The sequence below is a fragment of the Desulfonema magnum genome, from assembly GCF_017377395.1.
GTDB lineage: Bacteria > Desulfobacterota > Desulfobacteria > Desulfobacterales > 4be13 > Desulfonema_C > Desulfonema_C magnum.
This window is the reverse complement of the sequence record NZ_CP061800.1, coordinates 335,858-354,277: the sequence shown is the minus strand read 5'-3', so window position 1 is coordinate 354,277 and position 18,420 is coordinate 335,858. Positions and strand designations below refer to the sequence as shown.

Sequence of the window (18,420 nt, the reverse complement as noted above, 5' to 3'; positions counted from 1 at the left end):
TATAACGGATTCAGGGAAGGCTCCGCCCCGGACTGTCATTCCGGGTTCTGTTTTTTTTAACGCCAGTGTCTTAGGCGTAGTTGACGGCGCGGAAGTGTTTCTTCATCGCTTTATAGATGCTGCCGTGTTCCGAGTGCAGGCAGGAGATCATTTCCTGTCAACAGGGCTGATATATTTCTACGCCGAGCCGGTTATATCAACTGACTGCCGCAGATAGATACCTCAGAGCCACATTCGCATTATTATGAAAACAAAATGTATCATTGTTTTGGGAATGCACAGAAGCGGCACCTCAGCTTTTACAGGCGTACTGAGTATGCTGGGGGTACACTTGGGTTCAGGTTTTCTGAAACCGACAAAAGAAAATCCCAAAGGATATTTTGAGAATAAGCATATCGTAGATATTAATGAAGGAATACTCAGAAGACTGGGAACATCCTGGGATGATTTTCTTCCCCTTGATGAAAATTGGTGGACAGATGACTCTCTGCGGCCTTTCAGGAATGAAATAAAAAAAGTCGTTGAAAATGAACTCCTTGTATCTGAAATTAGCGGCATAAAAGACCCGAGACTTTGCAGACTGATACCTTTCTGGATCCGTGTGATTTCGGAATTAAATATAATGCCCCACTTTGTCATCACTTTAAGGAATCCGATGGAAGTTGCTCATTCATTAAAAAAGAGAGACGGATTCTCAACTGAAAAATCGCTGCTTTTATGGATGACTCATATGATAAATGCTGAATATTATACCAGGGGTTTTCCAAGAATATTTTGTCCCTTTGACAGACTTATATCTGACTCCGAAGAAATCGTGCGCCATATTTCAAGCAACCTTAATCTGACTTTTCCAAAAACATATCAGGATGTCGAAGCTCATATCAGACAATTTATAGATAGTTCACTGAAACATCATAAATATCAGGTTCCTGATCATAGTGATCCTGTTTCTGAGTTGGTATATGATTATTTTAAGCTGCTAAATAAGAAATGTGTTTATACAGAGGAGTCAGACGGAGATATTCTTTCGAGCATAGATGCTGTAAGAAAACAGTTTTGTGATACCCAATTATACTATTATAAAGTTATTAAAGAAATTGTAAAAAAAAATAATACATTAAAGCAGTCGTTAGAGGAATCTGACATCGAGGTGAAACGCCGGGGAGATTATAACCGGGAATTGGAACAATTATTAGAAGAGACTCGTGACGAGGCACAACGCCGGGGAGAATACAACTGGGCATTGGAGCAATTATTGGAAGAGGCTCGTGATGAGGTGAAACGCCGGGGAGATTACAACCGGAAGTTGGAACAATTATTAGAAGAATCCCGTGATGAGGTGCAACGGCGGGGAGATTACAGCCAGGACTTGGAACAATTATTAGAAAAAACCCGTGCTGAGGTGAAACGCCGGGGAGATTATAATCAGGAACTGCAACAAGCTTTGGAAGAATCCCATGCCGAGATGGAACGGCGAGGAGATTACAACCAGGAACTGAAGCAATCTTTAGAAGAATGTCGTGCTGATGCGGAACACCTAATAGCATACAACCGGGAGTTGGAGCAATCATTAAAAAAAGTACGCCTTGATTTACAAGGACAGGCAGAATATAATCAGAAATTAGAGCGGGCATTAGAAAAGACACGCTCAGAACTGGAACGTCACAAAAAGATAATATCAGAACATGCCGCACGTGTTAAAGCATTCGAAGCTTCATTTGTCTGTGTAAATTGGATTGATCGGATAGCTCCGTTTTTTGTGCGAAATAAAAGGAATGAATGACAGACGCATGACCTCCTCATTAAAAAACACGAAAGCCGCAGAATATGCCTTCGCGGTAATTATCCGCACAACAGGGAAAAGAAATGATTCTCTGGCCGAGGCATTACAGTCAGTCGCATTTCAGCATTTGAAATGCCTGGCCGTTGTGGTGACACATGGCACAGATACACAAATTTTATCAGAAGTGGATTCCGTTTGCAAAGAAATTAACACGCTGGATTATGTGTTATTACACGCGACTGACACACATAAGAAACGAGGATATCCGCTGAATGTCGGCCTGGATTACTGCTATAACTGCGGGTTCACCTTTGACGCCATCTTTTTCCTTGATGATGACGACATTGTATATCCCTTCTTTACTCAGAAAATGCGCCAGGCGTTTGATGCAACAGATGCAGATGTGATTTATTCAGCCAGCAATCAGCGCCACTTAGGTTCTCAGCCAGAGGAAGCATACCGGCCTAAGCATATCTCTTATTTATTCATTGAGAATTTTATTCCCATCAATAGTTATTCAGTCTGTTTCAGATCGTTGAAAGAGAATAACCTTCTGTTCGACGAATCTTTGGAATACACAGAAGATTGGCATTTTTTGCTCCGATTATTGGAGAAAGGGCTCCGGTTTGAAGCCTTACATGAAACCCTGTCTGAATTCAGAATGACCTCAGACGGAAATGCACCGGTAAAACAGCATCCTGATATCTGGAAAAAGGCATCCTTGGAAATTCGCTCTTATATCAATAAAACAAAATTTCCCGTGAACGGATATGTTCTCGCCAGTTCGGTAATGTCCATAAATCCGAGAGTTCCGGCCCAGGATGCACAGATCATATCGCTTCAGAATCAGGTGAGCAGGCTTGAAGCACAGATCGGGCAGTTGACAAAAGAGAAGGGAGAGCTTGAAGCGGAGTTGGTTTGCTATCATCAACTTCCCAAAACATTTTCAGAAATGATATGGATAGCCTTTAAAGCCGGGTTCAGAAGAATCCGTCAGATGCTTGTCCATATGAAAACTGCATTCAGAGGTTCCTCAGACACCTGAACACTCAGATATTTAATATGCACTTTAACGGAATTTCAGTAATACTCCCCTGTTTTTGCAAATCACTTACAGATGACTGGCCGGTTCAGTTGAAACGAGCCATGGTATCAGTACTGAACCAGGTTTGCTCCTTGCCTTTGGAACTTATTGTTATTGATGACGGCAGTATCATATCAGTTAATCAGTTGGAATCGGTTTCAGAGATATTTCAGGATACTCGGGTGCGATATGTCCCATTGCAGAACAACAGCGGTCTTGTCTTTGCATTAAATGTGGGACTGAATCTTGCCCGATATGAGCTCATTGCCCGTATTGACAGCGATGATGCATGGTGTCCTGAAAAGCTTCAGAAGCAATTGTTCCTGTTTGACGCTGACCTGAACCTTTCAATTGTGGGAACAGGAATGAGATTAGTTCATAAAGACAGTTCCAAAGATGAAGACCTTGTCCGTCCCGGAACATGGGGCGGCATTTTACGCTTCACCGCCGAAGTGGGATGCCCTTTTCCCCATGGCAGCATTCTTGCGTTGAAGTCCGTGTTTCATCTTTTGGGTGGTTATTCTCATGATGTCAGGGTGACTCATTGTGAGGATTTCGCGTTATGGACAACATGGCTCCGGTTTTTTAAAGGTGCCATGGTCGAGGAGGTTCTTTATGATTATACTGTTTCGGAGAATGCTGTAAGCGCAATATATGCTGAACAGCAACGCATCGCGTCCGGGGCTGTCCATGCGAGATATCTTGAACTGGGGAATCACGAAAGCGTTCCAGAGACAATGGAAAAAATTGCCAGAATTTTAAATTTGTCCCTTCTTGAAGCAGGCCGGATTTGTTTTTTGGTGTGGAATTTTTATGATTTCATTCTGGCTGAGAAAGACCTGATTCGTCCTCTGAAATGCATTTTTCCTGACAGACAGGTTATGCTGCCTGCTGAGGTGAATAACCATTTGTCCGACCGCTTTTTCTACTTTTCCATGAATGAATGTCCCATTGGCGAACATGCACGGTGCATACACACAATTAAAAGTTTGAAGTTTGAAGTTTGAATTTGGAAGTGAAAAGTGAAAAGCGGAATAGATATACTTGTTCCCAGGTTCCGCCTGGCGTTGCCAGACTGAGGCTGACCAGATTCTACACCGCTTTTGTGTACGAGGCAGAGCCTCGAAACACGCATTCCCAGGCAGAGCCTGGGAACGAGTAAACGAGTAAAGGAGATATTTTGATTTCACCCCAAACGGTTGTGAAGCCCGCAATTCTGATTGCTGCCCTGCTTCTTATTCTTCCTACGGTAATCACTTATACTCCTTATCAGATGGGCTGGGAGGAATTATACTTTTCCCATCGTGCGTTATCTTTAAATCAGGCGTTTTGGACTGCTGATTTTAAAGGGATGGAGGAGGCCCTTTCCATCATGGCAAAATCTCCTGTCATGGCTTTCCTATCCCTGCCCTGGGGGCCAATCGGCGGAACTGCCGGAGGTGTCGGTCTTGTGGTTTTCACCATGGCTTTGCTTACATGGATTTTTATTTTTATATCTTTCCATATGATGAAAAAAACAGGCGTTCCGGATTGGGTGATATTACTGGCTTCTTTATCAGTCTTTCTGAACCCGTTTCTTAAAGGTTATGCCGGGAGACTTCTGATTGATCAGCTTGTTTCGTGGATTATTCTTTCTTTTCTATTGCTCATCAGTCTGGAACTTGAAGCAGGAGACAAAAGTTCTGCCGGGAGTTTCTCACGCGGCTGTCTGTGGGGTGCAATTGTATCTGCAGGCCTTTTTTGCAAAGTAACTTTTATATACTTTATGGGCCTGGCCATACCAATTATAATTTTTTTGAAATGGAGAAAGGATGGCATCAGATATCTTGGTATAACGCTGTTTGGAGCATTCCTCTTATGTCTTCCTTCATTTCTTATCTGGATGAAATTTGGCAAATTATATCTCGGACACGCATGGGCTTCCAGTTGGGGGCCGCGTGCTATATTTTACGCGGCAAATGATACATCATATTTTGCATTTTGGGAGAGATTCTTTCATGCAGTGAATTGGTCTGTTTTCCCTTGTGCGATTATTCTGGTTTTAATTTTTCGGATGATCCTGAAGCGTCAGATGCAGTGGACGCAATTCTTACCGGCTGTCGTCATTTTCAGCTATTTGTTTCTTTGTTCCACAAGCCAGAACAGTGATCTGCGATTTTTAATGCCTGTCATGATTGCTTTGCCATTCACAATGGCGGCTGCTCTTAGTAAGTCAGAGGAATCCCGATATATTCCTCGTATAAAAAACGTTCTTATACTCATGATTATTGTCGCATCTGTTCCGATGACTCAGGTTCCTAAATTGGATAAGGTTCATGAACTGACCCGGCTTTTCAGCGTATTAAAACATCATGGCGTAAAAAACATTCTGATGGCAACGGACAGCACTTTTCTGAATACCGAGAGTTTGCTTTTATCTAAGGAATTCTTAGGGAAAAACGGCGATACACTGAAGATTGCCACGTTGGTTTACGATGATATGCACGCCAGGGAACTGGAATATAGCTTTGAGCGTATAGACAAGGCAGATGCGGTTTTGTTTGAAAAGCCGCTTCCCAAAGAGCCGTCTTTTACAAATAAGAAAGTCAAGGAATATCATAACAGAGCAGTGTCAGTCATGGGTCTGTTCCCGCAAATGGAAGTCCCTGATGTTGAAGTTTTCCTTTCAACTGAGAAGTAGGTAACTGAGAAGTGAGAAGTGAGAAGTGAGAAATATTCATTTTTTAATACAACAATTTTATAATAAACAAGTTTGGCACGGAGTAAATGCTGAAACGAATTTCCGAGGAAAACTGTCCCAATGGTTACTGCGGTGTTTCAGATTGGAAAATGCTATCCTTAATGTGAATGAGACGGACACTCAGCGTATTCTGCGAGATTTCCCGGAAGTTGATATTCCGAACACTTTTCTTCCTGAAAACAACAGGCAGGATTCATGCGCAAAAGTCATTCTCAACAGACAGCAAGACTCTGAGGCTTTATTTTTACAATCTGTTTTTAACGCACAAAACGGGCATCATCTCCCCATTGCTCCTCAGCCACCTGCGTTCTCAATTATCATTCCGTTTTATGCCCACCTTGACTATCTGAAAATATGTCTTGAATCAGTTGCTCTGTCTGTGAGGCATGTTCCGGAAATACCCGTTGAAATATTGATTATAAACGACGATCCCAATGTATCCGAACAAGTGTTGGCGTCTCTCATCCCGGATAACCTTCGTAAGATGCTTCGTATTATTGATAATGAGAAAAATCTTGGCATATGCGAATCATTAAACCGGGCAGTCGAAGCAGCTCATTATCATTGGCTCGTGCATCTGGACTGCGATGATATGCTGGTGGAGAAGAGTCTGAGAATTTTAACTTCACGGATCAAAAAATATCCTTCTGTGCGATATATCAGTTCCCGAATGTTGGATGTTGACGAAAACGGCGGGTTGCTGAGATGCAGACTCCGTTCGGAAAACTCCTCTCATCTCATTTCTCATGGCATGGTGGCCGGTCATCTGAAGGCAATACGCAAAGACCTTTTTCAGGATATCGGGGGATATTTCAAAATTTATGAAGGGTGCCAGGACTATGAGTTTGCTTTGCGTGCCAGTTTGTTTGAACCCCTGCTTTTTCTTCCTGATTATCTTTATAAATATCGCTGGCATGGAAAGACACAGTCCGTAAGCAAGGCAAAACGGCAAATGGAAACCACAAACCGTATTGTTGAAACCTATTTGCTGACAGGTCTGTTTCTCTCCGCATCAGGCAGAGATATACCCATTTTCCCGGACTTTGAAGGCGAATATGCTTCTGATTGGCAGCAAGGATTTTTCGCCAATATGTCTGAGAGCCACAACAGGCCGAGGATAAGTGTAACTGTCCGATCTCCTTTTAACAAAATGAATCGTAGGCTCTTTATCATCCGTCTGGCACGCCTCATGGCGGACTTATCTGGGTTGGCGGATGCGTCTGCAACTCATTTGACTTTTTAGCAATAATGGTTTAACATGCCAAAAATCAGCGTTATTATCCCCTGTTATAATCAAGGACAATATATTGACGAAGCTGTCGAATCTGTCCTGAGCCAGCCTTATCAGGATGTTGAAATTATCATTGTCAATGACGGTTCCACCCACGAATTCACAAAAAGGATATTAAAGAATTATGACAAGCCAAAAACAAGGGTCATTCATACTGATAATAAAGGACTGGCTTCAGCCAGAAATACCGGTATAAAACAAGCAACTGGTGAATATATTCTCCCTTTGGATGCAGATGATAAAATCAGACCGCATTATTTAAAAAAGGCATCAGAACTATTGGATAACAATCCAAACGTCGGCGTTGTTTATCCGTATGCCCAGTTTTTTGGCGAAAAGGATGGCGTATGGGAATTCCCGGAATTTGATCCAAAAAGGCTTCTTTTGCATAATTTTATTGTGGCCTGTTCTGTGTATCGGAAAGAAATTTGGGAAGCGTGCGGCGGTTATGATCCTGAAATGAGAATCGGCTACGAAGACTGGGAGTTCTGGATTCGTGTGATGAAAAAGGGCTGGCAGTTTCATCTGATCAGAGAAGTGATGTTTGACTACAGGGCGAGAAGCGGTTCCATGGTCACCGCATGTGGCACACCTGAAAACCGTCGTTTCCTGATTCGATACATATGTAACAAACATAGAGAACTATATGTTGAAAACCTTGACTATGTTATTTCTGAAAAAGATGTCAGTTTGTTACAGGCAAATACTTATATAAAACACCTTGAAAAAACGTTAAATCAGATGTACCATTTTCGTGACTTGAAATTTGTTTCCATTTGTTACAAAATAAGAGACAGATTATTATCAGGAAACCGCATCCGAAGATTTTTTGCCAAAATATTTTCAAAGTGATGTATAATATAATTAGAAGGGGTTTGAAAAGACCCGTAAGGACGGCATATTTGCAGCATTTTCAAACACGCTCTTAGGGGGAGGATATTTGTAAATTGAAACACCGGTAAGAAAGGGAGGGTAAAAAAAATGATCACCAGATTCAAAACAATGTTAATGATGTTTGTTCTGTTTTCTCTGACCGCATTTTGTGCGTATGCAACAGGAGAAAAAATGATGAGTGTGCAGGTCAGGCAGGGGCAAATTCGTTCCACGCCCTCATTCCTGGGCCGAATTGTGGTTAATCTCTCCTATGGCGACCGAGTTCAGGTGCGAGAGGAAAAAGGTTCCTGGATCAGGGTCAGTGTGCCTGGCAGCAGAGCCGGGGGCTGGATACATGCATCTGCCCTTACGACCAAGAAAATCGTGATCAGGGCCGGAACAAAGGATGTCAGTCTTGCAGCCAGCGCTGATGAACTCGCGCTGGCCGGAAAGGGGTTCAATAAACAGGTCGAGCAGGAATTCAAAGTAAAAAACCCTAAAATTGATTTCACCTGGGTAGATCGCATGGAAAAGATCGTGGTGACCCCGAACCAGATAAAACGGTTTTTGAAAAAAGGCGGATTATCCGCGGGAGGAGGTGGCAGATGATGAAATCAGACAGAAGAGAATTTTTAAATCTTTCCGGCAAATATATTTTGGGAGCAGGACTTGCGCCGCTATTTTCCGCTCTTATTTCGGGTTGTAAGACAATGGAGGCTGTCACCAAAATCGGTACGTCCATCGCCGTGTCTCAGGGGGTTATTGACGAATCTCAGGCAGACTCGATCAATAAAAGCGCCAGTGCTGTTGCCAGAAGCTTTCAGGACATCACCCCTGAACAGGAATATTACATCGGCCGCACCGTGGCCGCGACCATTACCGCCAAATACAGGCCGTATAACAAACCGCAGGCAAATATGTTCCTGAACGTACTTGGAAAAGCTTTGGCTCAGGCTTCGGAATTGCCGGAGACCTTTGGCAGCTACCATTTCCTGATCCTCAACTCAGATGAAATCAACGCGTTTGCCGCACCCGGAGGGCTGATATTCGTGACCCGGGGAATGCTCAGATGTTGCAAACACGAGGACGCTGCCGCGGCAGTTCTTGCCCATGAAATCGGTCATGTTCAGCTGAAACACGGACTTCAGGCTATCAAAAAGTCACGGATCACTTCCGCGCTCACGACGCTTGCCATTGAGGGGACCAAATCATTTGGCCAAAAAGAACTGGCCCAACTTACCGAGACATTCGAAGATTCTATTTCCGACATCACTTCAACCCTTGTCAACAATGGCTATTCCCGATCATTTGAGCTTGAAGCAGATATGGCAGCGGTGAAAATTTTAAAGAACGTGGGCTATGATCCCAATGGACTGGTGGATATGCTTAACGTGATGAAGAAAAGACTGAAACCCGGAAGGCTTGACTTCGCCAAAACACATCCGCCTCCGGCCGTTCGAATTGCCGCCCTCCGAAAGCACATCGGAAGATACACCAAAGTTAAAACAGCCGGGCCAAGACAGCCCAGATTCATGGCAGTTTTTAGAAACATCTGATAACAGACAGACACTGTGGCAAATTCCAAATTACAAATCACAAATTCCAAATCGCAAATCACAAATCACAAATCACAAATTGCCAAACTCATTCAAGGGGTTATCATCGGAGTGACCGGGGCGGTTCTGGCAATTGCGCTCTGGTCTCCGGGCTGGCTTGATTCATGGGAGGCGAGGACATGGGACTGGCGCGCCTCCCTCATGGCAAAACCAGGCATTGCCACGGATGACATTCGCCTGATTCTGCTGGATCAGAACAGTCTGGACTGGGCAAAGGAGGAAAGCGGCCTGACCTGGCCCTGGCCCAGGGAGGTGTATGCGGCAATTATAAACTATTGCCAGAGGAGCGGAGCAAAATCCCTGGCCTTTGATGTACTTTTTACCGAGCCTTCCGCTTACGGTGTGGAGGATGATGAGAGGTTCGGAGCCACAATTTCTGAGTTCGGGAGATTTGCAGCAGGGTCTGTGTTTCTGGGAAAAACTGCCGGAAGCGAGATGAGTTGGCCGAGTGAGTTTTCCAGACCTGAATTAAAAATCATTGGCCTGGAGGAATGGCTGACGCTGACCAATGCTGATGAGATTCTCTTTCCCAGAGCTGTCATGCCTATCCCCGAAGTTGCAAACAACGCTGCCGCACTTTGTAATGTCCGCATGAATCCCGACAAGGACGGGGTTTATCGCCGCATCAGCCCTTTTAATGTCTTTGATGGCAGCCCCCTGCTCTCTACGGGCCTGGGGTCATATCTGGCTGGGAATCCCAATGCAAAGGCAAGTATTCTCCCCGGAAGATTTACCCTTGATGGAAAAGGTATTCCCATAGATGACCGCGGCCATGCTGTTTTACGTTACCGGGGACCGTCCGGCACGCATAAAGCATACAGTGCGGCAGCAGTGCTGCAATCAGAAATACGCCTTCTCAGCAATGAGAAACCCGTGATTCGAGAGGAAAACGCTTTCAAAGATAAATATGTCTTCTTTGGATTTTCAGCGCCGGGACTTTTCGACTTGCGTCCTGCCCCAGTCGGCGGAATATATACCGGTGTGGAAATTCACGCGACCATGCTGGACAACTTTCTTTCCCGCGATTTTATGCGCATCTCGCCGACCTGGCTGATCCTCATCATTGTTTTCTTTTTATCTCTGAGTTGTGCGATCTCAGCCTCTTTTTTCAGCAGCATCGCTGGCGGCGTAATTGTCAGTTTTATCTTCCTTACTACACCTGTACTCATTTCTCTTGTATCTTATTTTTACGGTCTGTGGCTGCTGTTAGTTATTCAGGAAACCGCAATTGCCGCGTCTCTCATCATTTCTCTGGCAGCGAACTATGCCACCGAGGGGCGTCAGAAGCGATACATTAAGAACGCTTTCAGACACTATCTCAGTCCGCTTTTCATTGAACAACTGATCCGGCATCCCGAGCAGCTCAAGCTGGGCGGAGAACGTCGGATTCTTTCCATTTTCTTTTCTGATATTCAGGGATTCACCTCCATTTCCGAGCGACTGGAACCCGAGGAACTCACCGCACTGCTGAATGAGTATCTTTCGGAGATGACGGATATCATACACGAAGAAGGCGGAACCGTTGACAAATACGAAGGGGACGCAATTATTGCGTTTTGGAACGCACCCCTTGAAGTGTCCGAGCACGCGGTCAGAGCTGTTCGGGCATCGCTTCAATGCCAGAAAGAACTGGCAAAAATGCGGCCCGGATTCAGAGAGCGTATTGGCACGGATATGCTGATGCGAATTGGCATAAATACCGGCCCGGCTGTGGTCGGCAACCTGGGATCACACACACGGTTTGACTATACCATGCTCGGAGATGCGGTGAATCTGGCCGCACGACTTGAAGGGACAAACAAACAGTTCGCCACTTACACCATGATCTCCCAATTCACGCTGGAACTTTTAGGCGACGCATTTCCTGTGCGGGAGCTGGCAAGGGTGGCTGTGGTGGGACGTAAGGAGCCGGTCACGGTTTATGAGCCTATGTTTGCGGAGGATTACGAGAGCAGAAAAGCGATTCTGAAGACCTTTGCCCGGGGGCTGGAAATGTTTTACAAGGGACAGTTCGCAGATGCCCGGGAAATTTTTTCCGAGATCAGAGACCTTGATCCTCCTGCATCTGCTTATGAGAAAAAATGCCGGATACTTATGGAATCTCCCCCGGAGAATTGGCAGGGGGTCTGGGTCATGACAAGCAAATAAACAGATTTTGGATAAACAGCCATGACCTGACTCGTCACAGCAAATAATGAAATCTTTACATTTTTTCCTAACACTTAACACCTAACACCTAACACCTTTTCATATCACAGTGAGAAAAAACAAGAATGTCCTCTTTTGTAGGCCATAGTCTGGCAGCCATAAGCATTTACTCTCTGGCAAGAAAATCTCATCAGCCTTTTTGTCACCGTCTGCTCTGGCTGTTCTGGCTGATTATCATCGCGTGCGCGCCTGACATTGATTATTTTGTTCCTGCTCTGAATTCGTCAGCACACCAAAACCTCAGAATTACGCACTCCGTTGTTGCAAGTCTGGTGCTTCCGTTCTGCACGATTCTGATTTTTGTTATCCGCGGTTTCAGGAGGGAGATGCTTTTGAAATACGGCTTTCAGGCCATTTTAGCGGGGCTTTCCCATCTGATTCTCGATCTTCTCGTGGGTGTCACGCCCTTGCCTCTGATGTGGCCCTTTGTCAAGGAAACATTCAGGCTTCCCTTCGGAATTCTCCCAAGTGCGGCCCGCTTAGACATATCCGATTATTATTTTTACCGAAACATCTTTATTGAACTGGGAATTTTTGTCCCCTTACTTTGCAGCGCATACCCCATTTTTCACACATACCCGGTGACACGCAGAAGAAAATTAAAAATAATCTTTTTGTTAGCGTGTTCCTCATGTTTTGTGTATTGGGCGCACACGATGTCCCGGTAAAGGAGATCAGGCGGGGAAGAAACCCGGCTTTTTTCACCGGGCGACTTCTCGGGCGGAGAAAAGCCGGGTTTCTCCGCGGCCCGTCTTTTCCGCCCTGGCTGAGACGCGGGATGAAACCCGGCTTTTTTATATCGAAAAATTTATGGTTAGGTGCTTACCACTCGAACATCCCTGCATCCCCCGGCCAACCTTGCCGATGCGGAGGAACCGCTCTTCCCCGGAAGAATGTACCGGATCTCCGGCAGCAACACGATCCGCATCGGAAAAGGCGTGTCCGGCCTTCTCGGACGAAATGCCGTGCCTTTCAACATCTACCTGATTTTTATCTTCATCCCGTTCGGAAACTGTCCTCATTGCAAATCACCTGCGATACGGAGTTGCATGACAATTCAGGTCTGCCTGCACGGAACTGTCTGAGAAATGTTCGCATGTCGCACCGGAAAAGTCGGGGCGGATATTGCAATGCCGGGGAAATAACAGGTGTCCCTGAGAGCGGCACGGACGGGTTTTGTCGGAGGGTCTCCCGACTGTCCGGCTGGCAGCCCGCCGGGGGAACATCGTGGCTGTTCCGGGTCGGATGTCAAACATATTTATTCTGACTGCGAACCGGGCTGACACTCATCTTTCCGGGGACGGAAAGAGCGATATGCCCTCTGTTGGCAACCAAATCAGTATCAGACTTGACACAAAAACAAGTTGAACGTACAATTGTGTTTATGAAAATCATAGCAGACACAAACACATTTTTAGCTGTTGCCCTTGACGAGCCTGAAAAATCGGAAATAATCAGCCTGACGGGAGGTCATAAGCTGATTGCCCCCGCAATATTACCTTTTGAAATAGGTAACGCCTTATCCGCAATGCTGAAAAGGCGAAAAATTAATTCCGACGAAGTTCTCAGCGCGTGGGATGCTGTTCGGGCAATTCCGGTGGAACTGGCTTTGACATACGAAAGGCATTGAAGATAGCGGTTCAGTTCAATATTTATGCTTATGACGCTTATTTTTTGGAATGTGCCGCCGCACTGAAGCTCCCTCTGCTGACCCTTGACAGACAGATGGCAGTGCTGGCGCAGAAAATGAAAATCGAAACATTGGAGATAAACAAATGAAGGCATACACATATTCGGAAGCCTGTCAGAAACTTTCTGAAATCCTTGATGTCGCACGTTCCGAGGAGGTGATTATCAGACGCGGGGACGGGGAGACATTTGCCGTCAAATATAAACATCTCCCGAAATCGCCGTTTGATGTTTCCGGAATTAAGACAATGGCCACCACAAAAGATATTATTGAAGCCGTGAGGGAATCCCGGGCAGGAACCGGACAAGGAGACTGAGAGCGACTGCGGCAATCTGTGGTTGGGAAAGGATTTGCCTCCGTTACTTATGGCACATCGTGCTTTTCCGTCATGCAATCAGAAAAGCGGCCGGAAAGAGCGACATGGGAGGAAAAAGCATTTTCAGCTTCGTGAGGAGACAGAATTCCGTAACGGCCGTTCCGATCACCTGATTTTTGTCCTCATCCCGTTCAAAAAGTGTTTTCATTGCAAATCACCCGCCATACGGAGTTGAATGACAACTCAGGTCTGCCGGCACGGAAGTGCCTGAGAAATGTTCGCATGTCGCACCGGAAAAGTCGGGCCGGACATTGCAGTTGTCATGGAAAGCCGGGAAAACGACAGATGCGCCTGAGATGTCCCGGGTCTCCGGCAACAACACGATCCGCATTGGAAAAGAAGTGTCCGGTCTTGGAAGACGGATATGTTCACGGTAAGGGACTTTCAGGATTTGTGTTCACCCGGATGCGTCATTCGGGGTTTGCCGGAAATGCCCTGATCTTCAGGCCGGGTTCGGTCAGATGTGAAGGCTGCACGCATGAATCAGAGCCTTCTTTATCTTCAGAAGATCAGCTTTCGGCAATATGCCAATTTTTCTCTCAAAACGGACAGACGGCAGCGAACCGACACCCTGCACGTTGGCCACGGATTTTTTGTCAATTCCGGGCAGATGTCCCAGAGGAACCTCATAGGGACTGCCCCGGTTCTGGCGCGTGAGCGGAACATAAATGTAAAGCGCACGAGGAGCTTCAGGATCATCAGCCGAAAGAATGACGACTGGGCGTGCCTTTGCCGCCAGACCGAGATCGGCCAGCCATATTTCGCCATGTTCAGGTTTCATCGATAATCTCCAGCACCTCCTGTTCCACACTTCTCGAACGCAAAATATCTGCGTAATCCTGATCTGCCAGAGAGATGATTTCCCGGATCAGATTTTCCACAACTGATGCCTTCTCCGGTTCCCACACTCTCAGCCTCTCATCAAGTTTTTTTGCTATCTGTGTCATTTCCATGGAAACAAAACCTCCTTTATCAGAATATTTTTATGCATGTTTTTTTGGTAGTGTTCTAAATTTGGAGCTAGTCATTTTTTATTACTCATATTACTAGTCCGAATTCATATACATTGATGAACAGTCCGATGACGATATCATGCATCTTCTCCAATTTGGAGAAACAGATTGTTTTTCTCGCAAGACGTTTTATTCTCGTCCTCAGAGTCAGATGTTTCCTTTCTATTTTCTGAGTGTTTCTTTTACCTATCTCATGATTCGCAGGATTGAGATTTCGTTCATAAGCACCCCAATTGTCAGTATAAAACTTTACAATTCCGAAAGGTTCGAGGAGCCTTTTCAGTTCGAGGAAGACTTTGTCCTCATGCGTTCCGAAGGTATATGCGAGAACTTTTCCGGTTTTGTGATCAACGGCGTGCCAGAGCCACCTCTGATTCTCCTTTTTGCCCACGAAACTCCACATCTCATCCGCCTCAGCCTCCTCAGCTTTCAATATGTCAACCTCAATATTTTCAGTATGTTCCAAAGTTTTAAGGAGTTCGGAATTCACCGAGTCGAGAAGAGTTTCCTTTTTTTTAAATTCGCTTATCACGGTGTCCGTGCTGATTTCCAGCACGCGGGCGATGTCCCGGATGCCGCTGCCGCTGAGACTCATTTCAATAATTTTGTGCTTAATATCTGATTTTCTTCCGTTATATGTATAGTCGAGAAGAAAAGATTTTGCCTCGCAATTCTCATTCTGACACAGGTAACGCTGCTTTCCGTCATCTGTTTTTCCTCTTTTTTTCACTTTCTCACCTCCGCAAAGCGGACAGCGGACAGGAATCAGTGCCATCGAAATATTCCTCCGAAAATAGTTTTTTACTCCTGAATGACTACACTTATAATAACACAGATTTCAGAAAAGTCCAGTTTTAGAACACCACCGATTACGCTTCAGGAAAAGCTATGATTTCTGCTACACGTTTTAAAATAACAGAGAAAGCAAAAGATGCTGGAAATGTCTTGTTTTCTTTGACGTTCAGCTTGAAAGACAGTGCATCACCAGGAACCTATCCTGTCAAAATTATGCCCACCACATTAAATAATATTGATGCTTTAAAAAGTAATAAGACTGTAACTAATTTAATTGGTTCAGCCTCATCTCTTAATATTTTGATCGGATCAGCCCCAACTTATCCTGTATTAATTGATGATGAAATAGACGAAAGCGGTTACTCTGTTCATGTTAAACAAGGAAGCGTGACTTTCCTTGGAGAAAGTGATTATGACAAATTTTGACTATGAGAAAAAAAGACAGAATGTAGAACGAATATCTTTGTTTGGATTTCCTAAAAAGCCCAAAAAGCACGGAGTGATGCTTGCTGTTGAGAAAGCAATTCAGAACCGGGATTTGCTTTCAGGAAAATTGAAACTTTTTGAAACACCTGATTTAGATGCTGAATTGTTTTCTGCTTGCAAGGAAAAATTAGATGCAGTTTATGCAGATAGAAACAGCCATATCCGCAGTTGTTTGGAAATGCCATCTGCTTTGACAGATATTGATAACTGTATCCGTATTCTTGCTTTAGCTGTCAATTCTCTGGATAGCAATGAAGATGTGTCTGACCATGCAAATGAAATTACCGAATCGTTCGTAAAGATACTGAAAGAGGGTTATCTCAAGAAAAACGAGGAGATTAGTAATGATATCGCAGTTAATTTCTACTTGCTAAAATTCTTTTTTCAACTCCGATTTTTCTTTCAATCTGATTCTCAAAAGCATTTTTTTGTCTCAATTAAAGAAGTGATACAAGAGATCAATGTTTATTCGGATACACCTATCTTAAATCTGATCTTTGAGAATATCCAAAAGAGAACAATGTATAATAAAAATAAAATGTTGACTGATAAGCTGTTTCGATCTGAACAAATGAAAACTGCTTATATGCAACGAATTTATGATTTGTCAAATAACGGCAAAAATCATTTCCTTATATCCCTTCATCTCCAAGCTTTAGATAATTATAGCTTTTTCAAAGGCTTATCTGCTTTGGATAAAACGAAGCTATGGTATTTCATCAACGATTATTTTCAGCATTATGTAGAAGAATACGGAAACACTACTCCATGTAGTGAATGGTTTCTAAAAAATGCCATTCAAACCTTTTTTATAACTAAAAATTTTATAGATGAAGCGCCTTCTTCACTTGTCGAGAATAATGAGAACTTTTTGACAAATTATTTTAATTCTTATCTGCTCAATGAAATTATGTATCGTCAATCTTATACACCTAAAAACTTATTTGCTTACCATCTCAAATATATATCTCGTACCTTTTCCAAAATCGGTTATGGCAGAATGGGTTTTTACAGTGAGCTTGCCGCTCTTTTGGTTAATCGGTCTTACTCGGAAGGAGTTCAAAGGATAAAAGAAAACAAAGCATTCTTGAAATTTTATACAGATGCGGATGAGTTCGGTGACACTTTTTTCGATTCACATCTGAAAGATTTTATCTTAGCTCATTTTATATACAATATTGAAGAAAGTTTGTCCCTTAAATTAAATCTTCATTCAGCTTTAGATGAATTGATATCATTCTCTGAAGAGATAAATTTCCAAAACATACCTCCTCTTTCCCATTTCATTGGCGAACTCTATAAATGCTATTTTGAAGATATCAATCCTGACTTAACCGAGAAAAATTCTGACGAATTGCGATATGAAAAATTTATTGATGTTGATAATATGATCGAGTTTAAATCTCTTAATTTGGAATTACAATTTTCAATAGGCATAAAATTATTGGTCAATTATACCAATGGCTGGGAGGCATTTATTTCCTCTTGGAATTATGGATTCGGTAATTTAGATTCAGATGACGGCAAACACAGTTTTTTTAAACAGGTATTCTCTGACAAAGTAACAAAGAGTTTCAAAGAATTTGAAAGAATTTTCCATTATCCTAAGCACATCCCTTCTTCACGGCTTGCATCCTTATTGCATGAAATTTTTCTCTTTTTAAATTCGTTGCCAACCAAAAAATTAACAGCAACTTTGGGAGAAGACGATATAATCAGATCAAACATCTCCAAGCTTATCCTGCTGATCAACAACAATATTTCAAGTATTGGCAATCCTTATTTACTATACCAATTTCTTAACTTCACCAACCGTTATAAATATTTTTCCCAAGAAAAACTGCTACCTTCAATATCAAAAAAAGATATTTGTGTGAGAATTTCACGTCTGATTCACAATCTCTATCAGGGAATTCTCATTTACTACTGGCATTCATATGATCGGCGTATAATAGAGGAAATCAGTTCGTCAGATGGCGTTTGACAAGAAAAAGTTGGAAGGCTCGTCGGGGCTATCTCCAATTTTGTTATCCTCTCACTAATTCAAGCCTTTTGAGCAGCATCTCTGCCCCCTTAATTCGCATGACTGCTTGATGCTCAACAGGCTTTTAAAAACCCCCTGACATTATTAATGAATCATCAGAGGCAGATGAATATGTTCACGATGCAACTATGCTTGCGAATCTTGGACAATTCAACAAAATTGAGGAACTGATCACAGGCGGACAGATTCAGAAAAGTATAAAAACCATTATCTCCGGCGGATGTTCTGGCATGTACTTTCCCCGGCGAAACTGAGCAATGTGAACAGATCGCCAGACCGCCGGCTGGGCGGAGAAAACGTCGGTGTCTGGTACACATTTGACCTTTGCGACTACGGTAAAGAGAATGAGGATTCCTTCATCTTCCAACTGTCCCGCCATATATACAAAGAGAGCTTTGAAGTTTAGCTGTTTCATAATGTT

21 protein-coding genes are annotated in these 18,420 nt (G+C 43.7%); 15 read left to right on the top strand and 6 right to left on the bottom strand.

The genetic code is table 11. The features are described from left to right. Positions 1-244: 244 nt before the first annotated feature. From dnm_RS01425 to dnm_RS01380, 10 genes are all read left to right on the top strand, one after another. The gene (locus tag dnm_RS01425) at positions 245-1,783 is read left to right on the top strand and encodes a hypothetical protein (protein ID WP_207680944.1); all 1,539 of its coding nucleotides are present in this window, start codon (positions 245-247) and stop codon (positions 1,781-1,783) included. Then, positions 1,776-2,828: a glycosyltransferase family 2 protein gene (locus dnm_RS01420; RefSeq protein WP_207680943.1), complete on the top strand. Its 1,053-nt coding sequence runs from the start codon at positions 1,776-1,778 to the stop codon at positions 2,826-2,828. The genes dnm_RS01425 and dnm_RS01420 overlap by 8 nt, the downstream gene beginning before the upstream one ends. 17 nt (positions 2,829-2,845) lie before the next feature. Beyond that, on the top strand, positions 2,846-3,874 hold the full coding sequence (locus dnm_RS01415; RefSeq protein ID WP_207680942.1) for a glycosyltransferase: 1,029 nt from the start codon (positions 2,846-2,848) through the stop codon (positions 3,872-3,874). A gap of 173 nt (positions 3,875-4,047) precedes the next feature. Further along, positions 4,048-5,547, top strand: coding sequence for a hypothetical protein (locus dnm_RS01410; RefSeq protein ID WP_207680941.1), 1,500 nt, complete (start codon positions 4,048-4,050; stop codon positions 5,545-5,547). A 142-nt stretch (positions 5,548-5,689) separates the two neighbouring features. Beyond that, entirely contained in the window at positions 5,690-6,850 is a 1,161-nt protein-coding gene (locus dnm_RS01405; RefSeq protein ID WP_207680940.1) for a glycosyltransferase, read from the top strand. Positions 6,851-6,865: 15 nt separating this feature from the next. Then, entirely contained in the window at positions 6,866-7,750 is an 885-nt protein-coding gene (locus dnm_RS01400; RefSeq protein WP_207680939.1) for a glycosyltransferase family 2 protein, read from the top strand. 129 nt (positions 7,751-7,879) lie between these two features. After that, a complete protein-coding gene (locus dnm_RS01395) occupies positions 7,880-8,380 on the top strand; it encodes an SH3 domain-containing protein (RefSeq protein WP_207680938.1) in 501 nt (166 codons plus the stop codon). After that, entirely contained in the window at positions 8,377-9,327 is a 951-nt protein-coding gene (locus dnm_RS01390; RefSeq protein ID WP_207680937.1) for a M48 family metallopeptidase, read from the top strand. Before dnm_RS01395 ends, dnm_RS01390 begins: the two co-directional genes overlap by 4 nt. A 15-nt stretch (positions 9,328-9,342) precedes the next feature. Then, positions 9,343-11,535, top strand: coding sequence for a CHASE2 domain-containing protein (locus tag dnm_RS01385; protein ID WP_207680936.1), 2,193 nt, complete (start codon positions 9,343-9,345; stop codon positions 11,533-11,535). Between the two features lie 125 nt (positions 11,536-11,660). Then, positions 11,661-12,263, top strand: a complete 603-nt coding sequence (locus dnm_RS01380) for a metal-dependent hydrolase (protein ID WP_207680935.1) — start codon at positions 11,661-11,663, stop codon at positions 12,261-12,263. A 126-nt stretch (positions 12,264-12,389) separates the two neighbouring features. On the opposite strand, the gene dnm_RS01375 is transcribed toward dnm_RS01380, so the two are convergent. Then, on the bottom strand, positions 12,390-12,617 hold the full coding sequence (locus tag dnm_RS01375) for a BrnT family toxin (protein WP_207680934.1): 228 nt from the start codon (positions 12,615-12,617) through the stop codon (positions 12,390-12,392). Positions 12,618-12,943: 326 nt separating this feature from the next. Here dnm_RS01375 and dnm_RS01370 point away from each other — a divergent pair, with 326 nt between their 5' ends. From dnm_RS01370 to dnm_RS01360, 3 genes are read left to right on the top strand one after another with little or no spacing between them, the layout of a single operon-like run. Then, positions 12,944-13,225 (top strand): type II toxin-antitoxin system VapC family toxin, encoded by a 282-nt coding sequence (locus dnm_RS01370; protein ID WP_207680933.1) that lies wholly within the window; start codon positions 12,944-12,946, stop codon positions 13,223-13,225. Then, entirely contained in the window at positions 13,222-13,374 is a 153-nt protein-coding gene (locus dnm_RS01365) for a type II toxin-antitoxin system VapC family toxin (protein ID WP_246556159.1), read from the top strand. The genes dnm_RS01370 and dnm_RS01365 overlap by 4 nt, the downstream gene beginning before the upstream one ends. Then, a complete protein-coding gene (locus dnm_RS01360) occupies positions 13,371-13,601 on the top strand; it encodes a type II toxin-antitoxin system Phd/YefM family antitoxin (protein ID WP_207680932.1) in 231 nt (76 codons plus the stop codon). Before dnm_RS01365 ends, dnm_RS01360 begins: the two co-directional genes overlap by 4 nt. 70 nt (positions 13,602-13,671) lie before the next feature. Here the strand turns inward: dnm_RS01360 and dnm_RS01355 are convergent, their stop codons facing one another. From dnm_RS01355 to dnm_RS01340, 4 genes are all read right to left on the bottom strand, one after another. After that, a complete protein-coding gene (locus dnm_RS01355) occupies positions 13,672-13,809 on the bottom strand; it encodes a hypothetical protein (RefSeq protein WP_207680931.1) in 138 nt (45 codons plus the stop codon). Positions 13,810-14,118: 309 nt separating this feature from the next. Continuing rightward, the gene (locus tag dnm_RS01350; protein WP_207680930.1) at positions 14,119-14,442 is read right to left on the bottom strand and encodes a type II toxin-antitoxin system PemK/MazF family toxin; all 324 of its coding nucleotides are present in this window, start codon (positions 14,440-14,442) and stop codon (positions 14,119-14,121) included. Further along, positions 14,432-14,614 (bottom strand): hypothetical protein, encoded by a 183-nt coding sequence (locus tag dnm_RS01345; protein WP_207680929.1) that lies wholly within the window; start codon positions 14,612-14,614, stop codon positions 14,432-14,434. The genes dnm_RS01350 and dnm_RS01345 overlap by 11 nt, the downstream gene beginning before the upstream one ends. A gap of 85 nt (positions 14,615-14,699) precedes the next feature. Continuing rightward, complete coding sequence (locus tag dnm_RS01340; RefSeq protein ID WP_207680928.1) at positions 14,700-15,449, bottom strand: IS1 family transposase; 750 nt, start codon at positions 15,447-15,449, stop codon at positions 14,700-14,702. 113 nt (positions 15,450-15,562) lie between these two features. Here dnm_RS01340 and dnm_RS01335 point away from each other — a divergent pair, with 113 nt between their 5' ends. Beyond that, a complete protein-coding gene (locus dnm_RS01335; protein ID WP_207680927.1) occupies positions 15,563-15,895 on the top strand; it encodes a hypothetical protein in 333 nt (110 codons plus the stop codon). After that, positions 15,882-17,939: a hypothetical protein gene (locus dnm_RS01330; RefSeq protein WP_207680926.1), complete on the top strand. Its 2,058-nt coding sequence runs from the start codon at positions 15,882-15,884 to the stop codon at positions 17,937-17,939. The genes dnm_RS01335 and dnm_RS01330 overlap by 14 nt, the downstream gene beginning before the upstream one ends. 247 nt (positions 17,940-18,186) lie before the next feature. Here dnm_RS01330 and dnm_RS01325 read toward each other — a convergent pair whose 3' ends face one another. Continuing rightward, a complete protein-coding gene (locus tag dnm_RS01325; protein ID WP_207680925.1) occupies positions 18,187-18,414 on the bottom strand; it encodes a hypothetical protein in 228 nt (75 codons plus the stop codon). Between the last annotated feature and the right edge of the window lie 6 nt (positions 18,415-18,420).

Excerpts from the sequence above, each read along its gene's own strand:
- dnm_RS01425 (WP_207680944.1), top strand. The coding sequence starts at position 245 with ATGAAAACAAAATGTATCATTGTTTTGGGAATGCACAGAAGCGGCACC.
- dnm_RS01420 (WP_207680943.1), top strand. The coding sequence starts at position 1,776 with ATGAATGACAGACGCATGACCTCCTCATTAAAAAACACGAAAGCCGCA.
- dnm_RS01415 (WP_207680942.1), top strand. The coding sequence starts at position 2,846 with ATGCACTTTAACGGAATTTCAGTAATACTCCCCTGTTTTTGCAAATCA.
- dnm_RS01400 (WP_207680939.1), top strand. The coding sequence starts at position 6,866 with ATGCCAAAAATCAGCGTTATTATCCCCTGTTATAATCAAGGACAATAT.
- dnm_RS01395 (WP_207680938.1), top strand. The coding sequence starts at position 7,880 with ATGATCACCAGATTCAAAACAATGTTAATGATGTTTGTTCTGTTTTCT.
- dnm_RS01390 (WP_207680937.1), top strand. The coding sequence starts at position 8,377 with ATGATGAAATCAGACAGAAGAGAATTTTTAAATCTTTCCGGCAAATAT.
- dnm_RS01380 (WP_207680935.1), top strand. The coding sequence starts at position 11,661 with ATGTCCTCTTTTGTAGGCCATAGTCTGGCAGCCATAAGCATTTACTCT.
- dnm_RS01375 (WP_207680934.1), bottom strand. The coding sequence starts at position 12,617 with ATGAGGACAGTTTCCGAACGGGATGAAGATAAAAATCAGGTAGATGTT.
- dnm_RS01360 (WP_207680932.1), top strand. The coding sequence starts at position 13,371 with ATGAAGGCATACACATATTCGGAAGCCTGTCAGAAACTTTCTGAAATC.
- dnm_RS01355 (WP_207680931.1), bottom strand. The coding sequence starts at position 13,809 with ATGAAAACACTTTTTGAACGGGATGAGGACAAAAATCAGGTGATCGGA.
- dnm_RS01350 (WP_207680930.1), bottom strand. The coding sequence starts at position 14,442 with ATGAAACCTGAACATGGCGAAATATGGCTGGCCGATCTCGGTCTGGCG.
- dnm_RS01345 (WP_207680929.1), bottom strand. The coding sequence starts at position 14,614 with ATGGAAATGACACAGATAGCAAAAAAACTTGATGAGAGGCTGAGAGTG.
- dnm_RS01340 (WP_207680928.1), bottom strand. The coding sequence starts at position 15,449 with ATGGCACTGATTCCTGTCCGCTGTCCGCTTTGCGGAGGTGAGAAAGTG.
- dnm_RS01335 (WP_207680927.1), top strand. The coding sequence starts at position 15,563 with ATGATTTCTGCTACACGTTTTAAAATAACAGAGAAAGCAAAAGATGCT.
- dnm_RS01330 (WP_207680926.1), top strand. The coding sequence starts at position 15,882 with ATGACAAATTTTGACTATGAGAAAAAAAGACAGAATGTAGAACGAATA.
- dnm_RS01325 (WP_207680925.1), bottom strand. The coding sequence starts at position 18,414 with ATGAAACAGCTAAACTTCAAAGCTCTCTTTGTATATATGGCGGGACAG.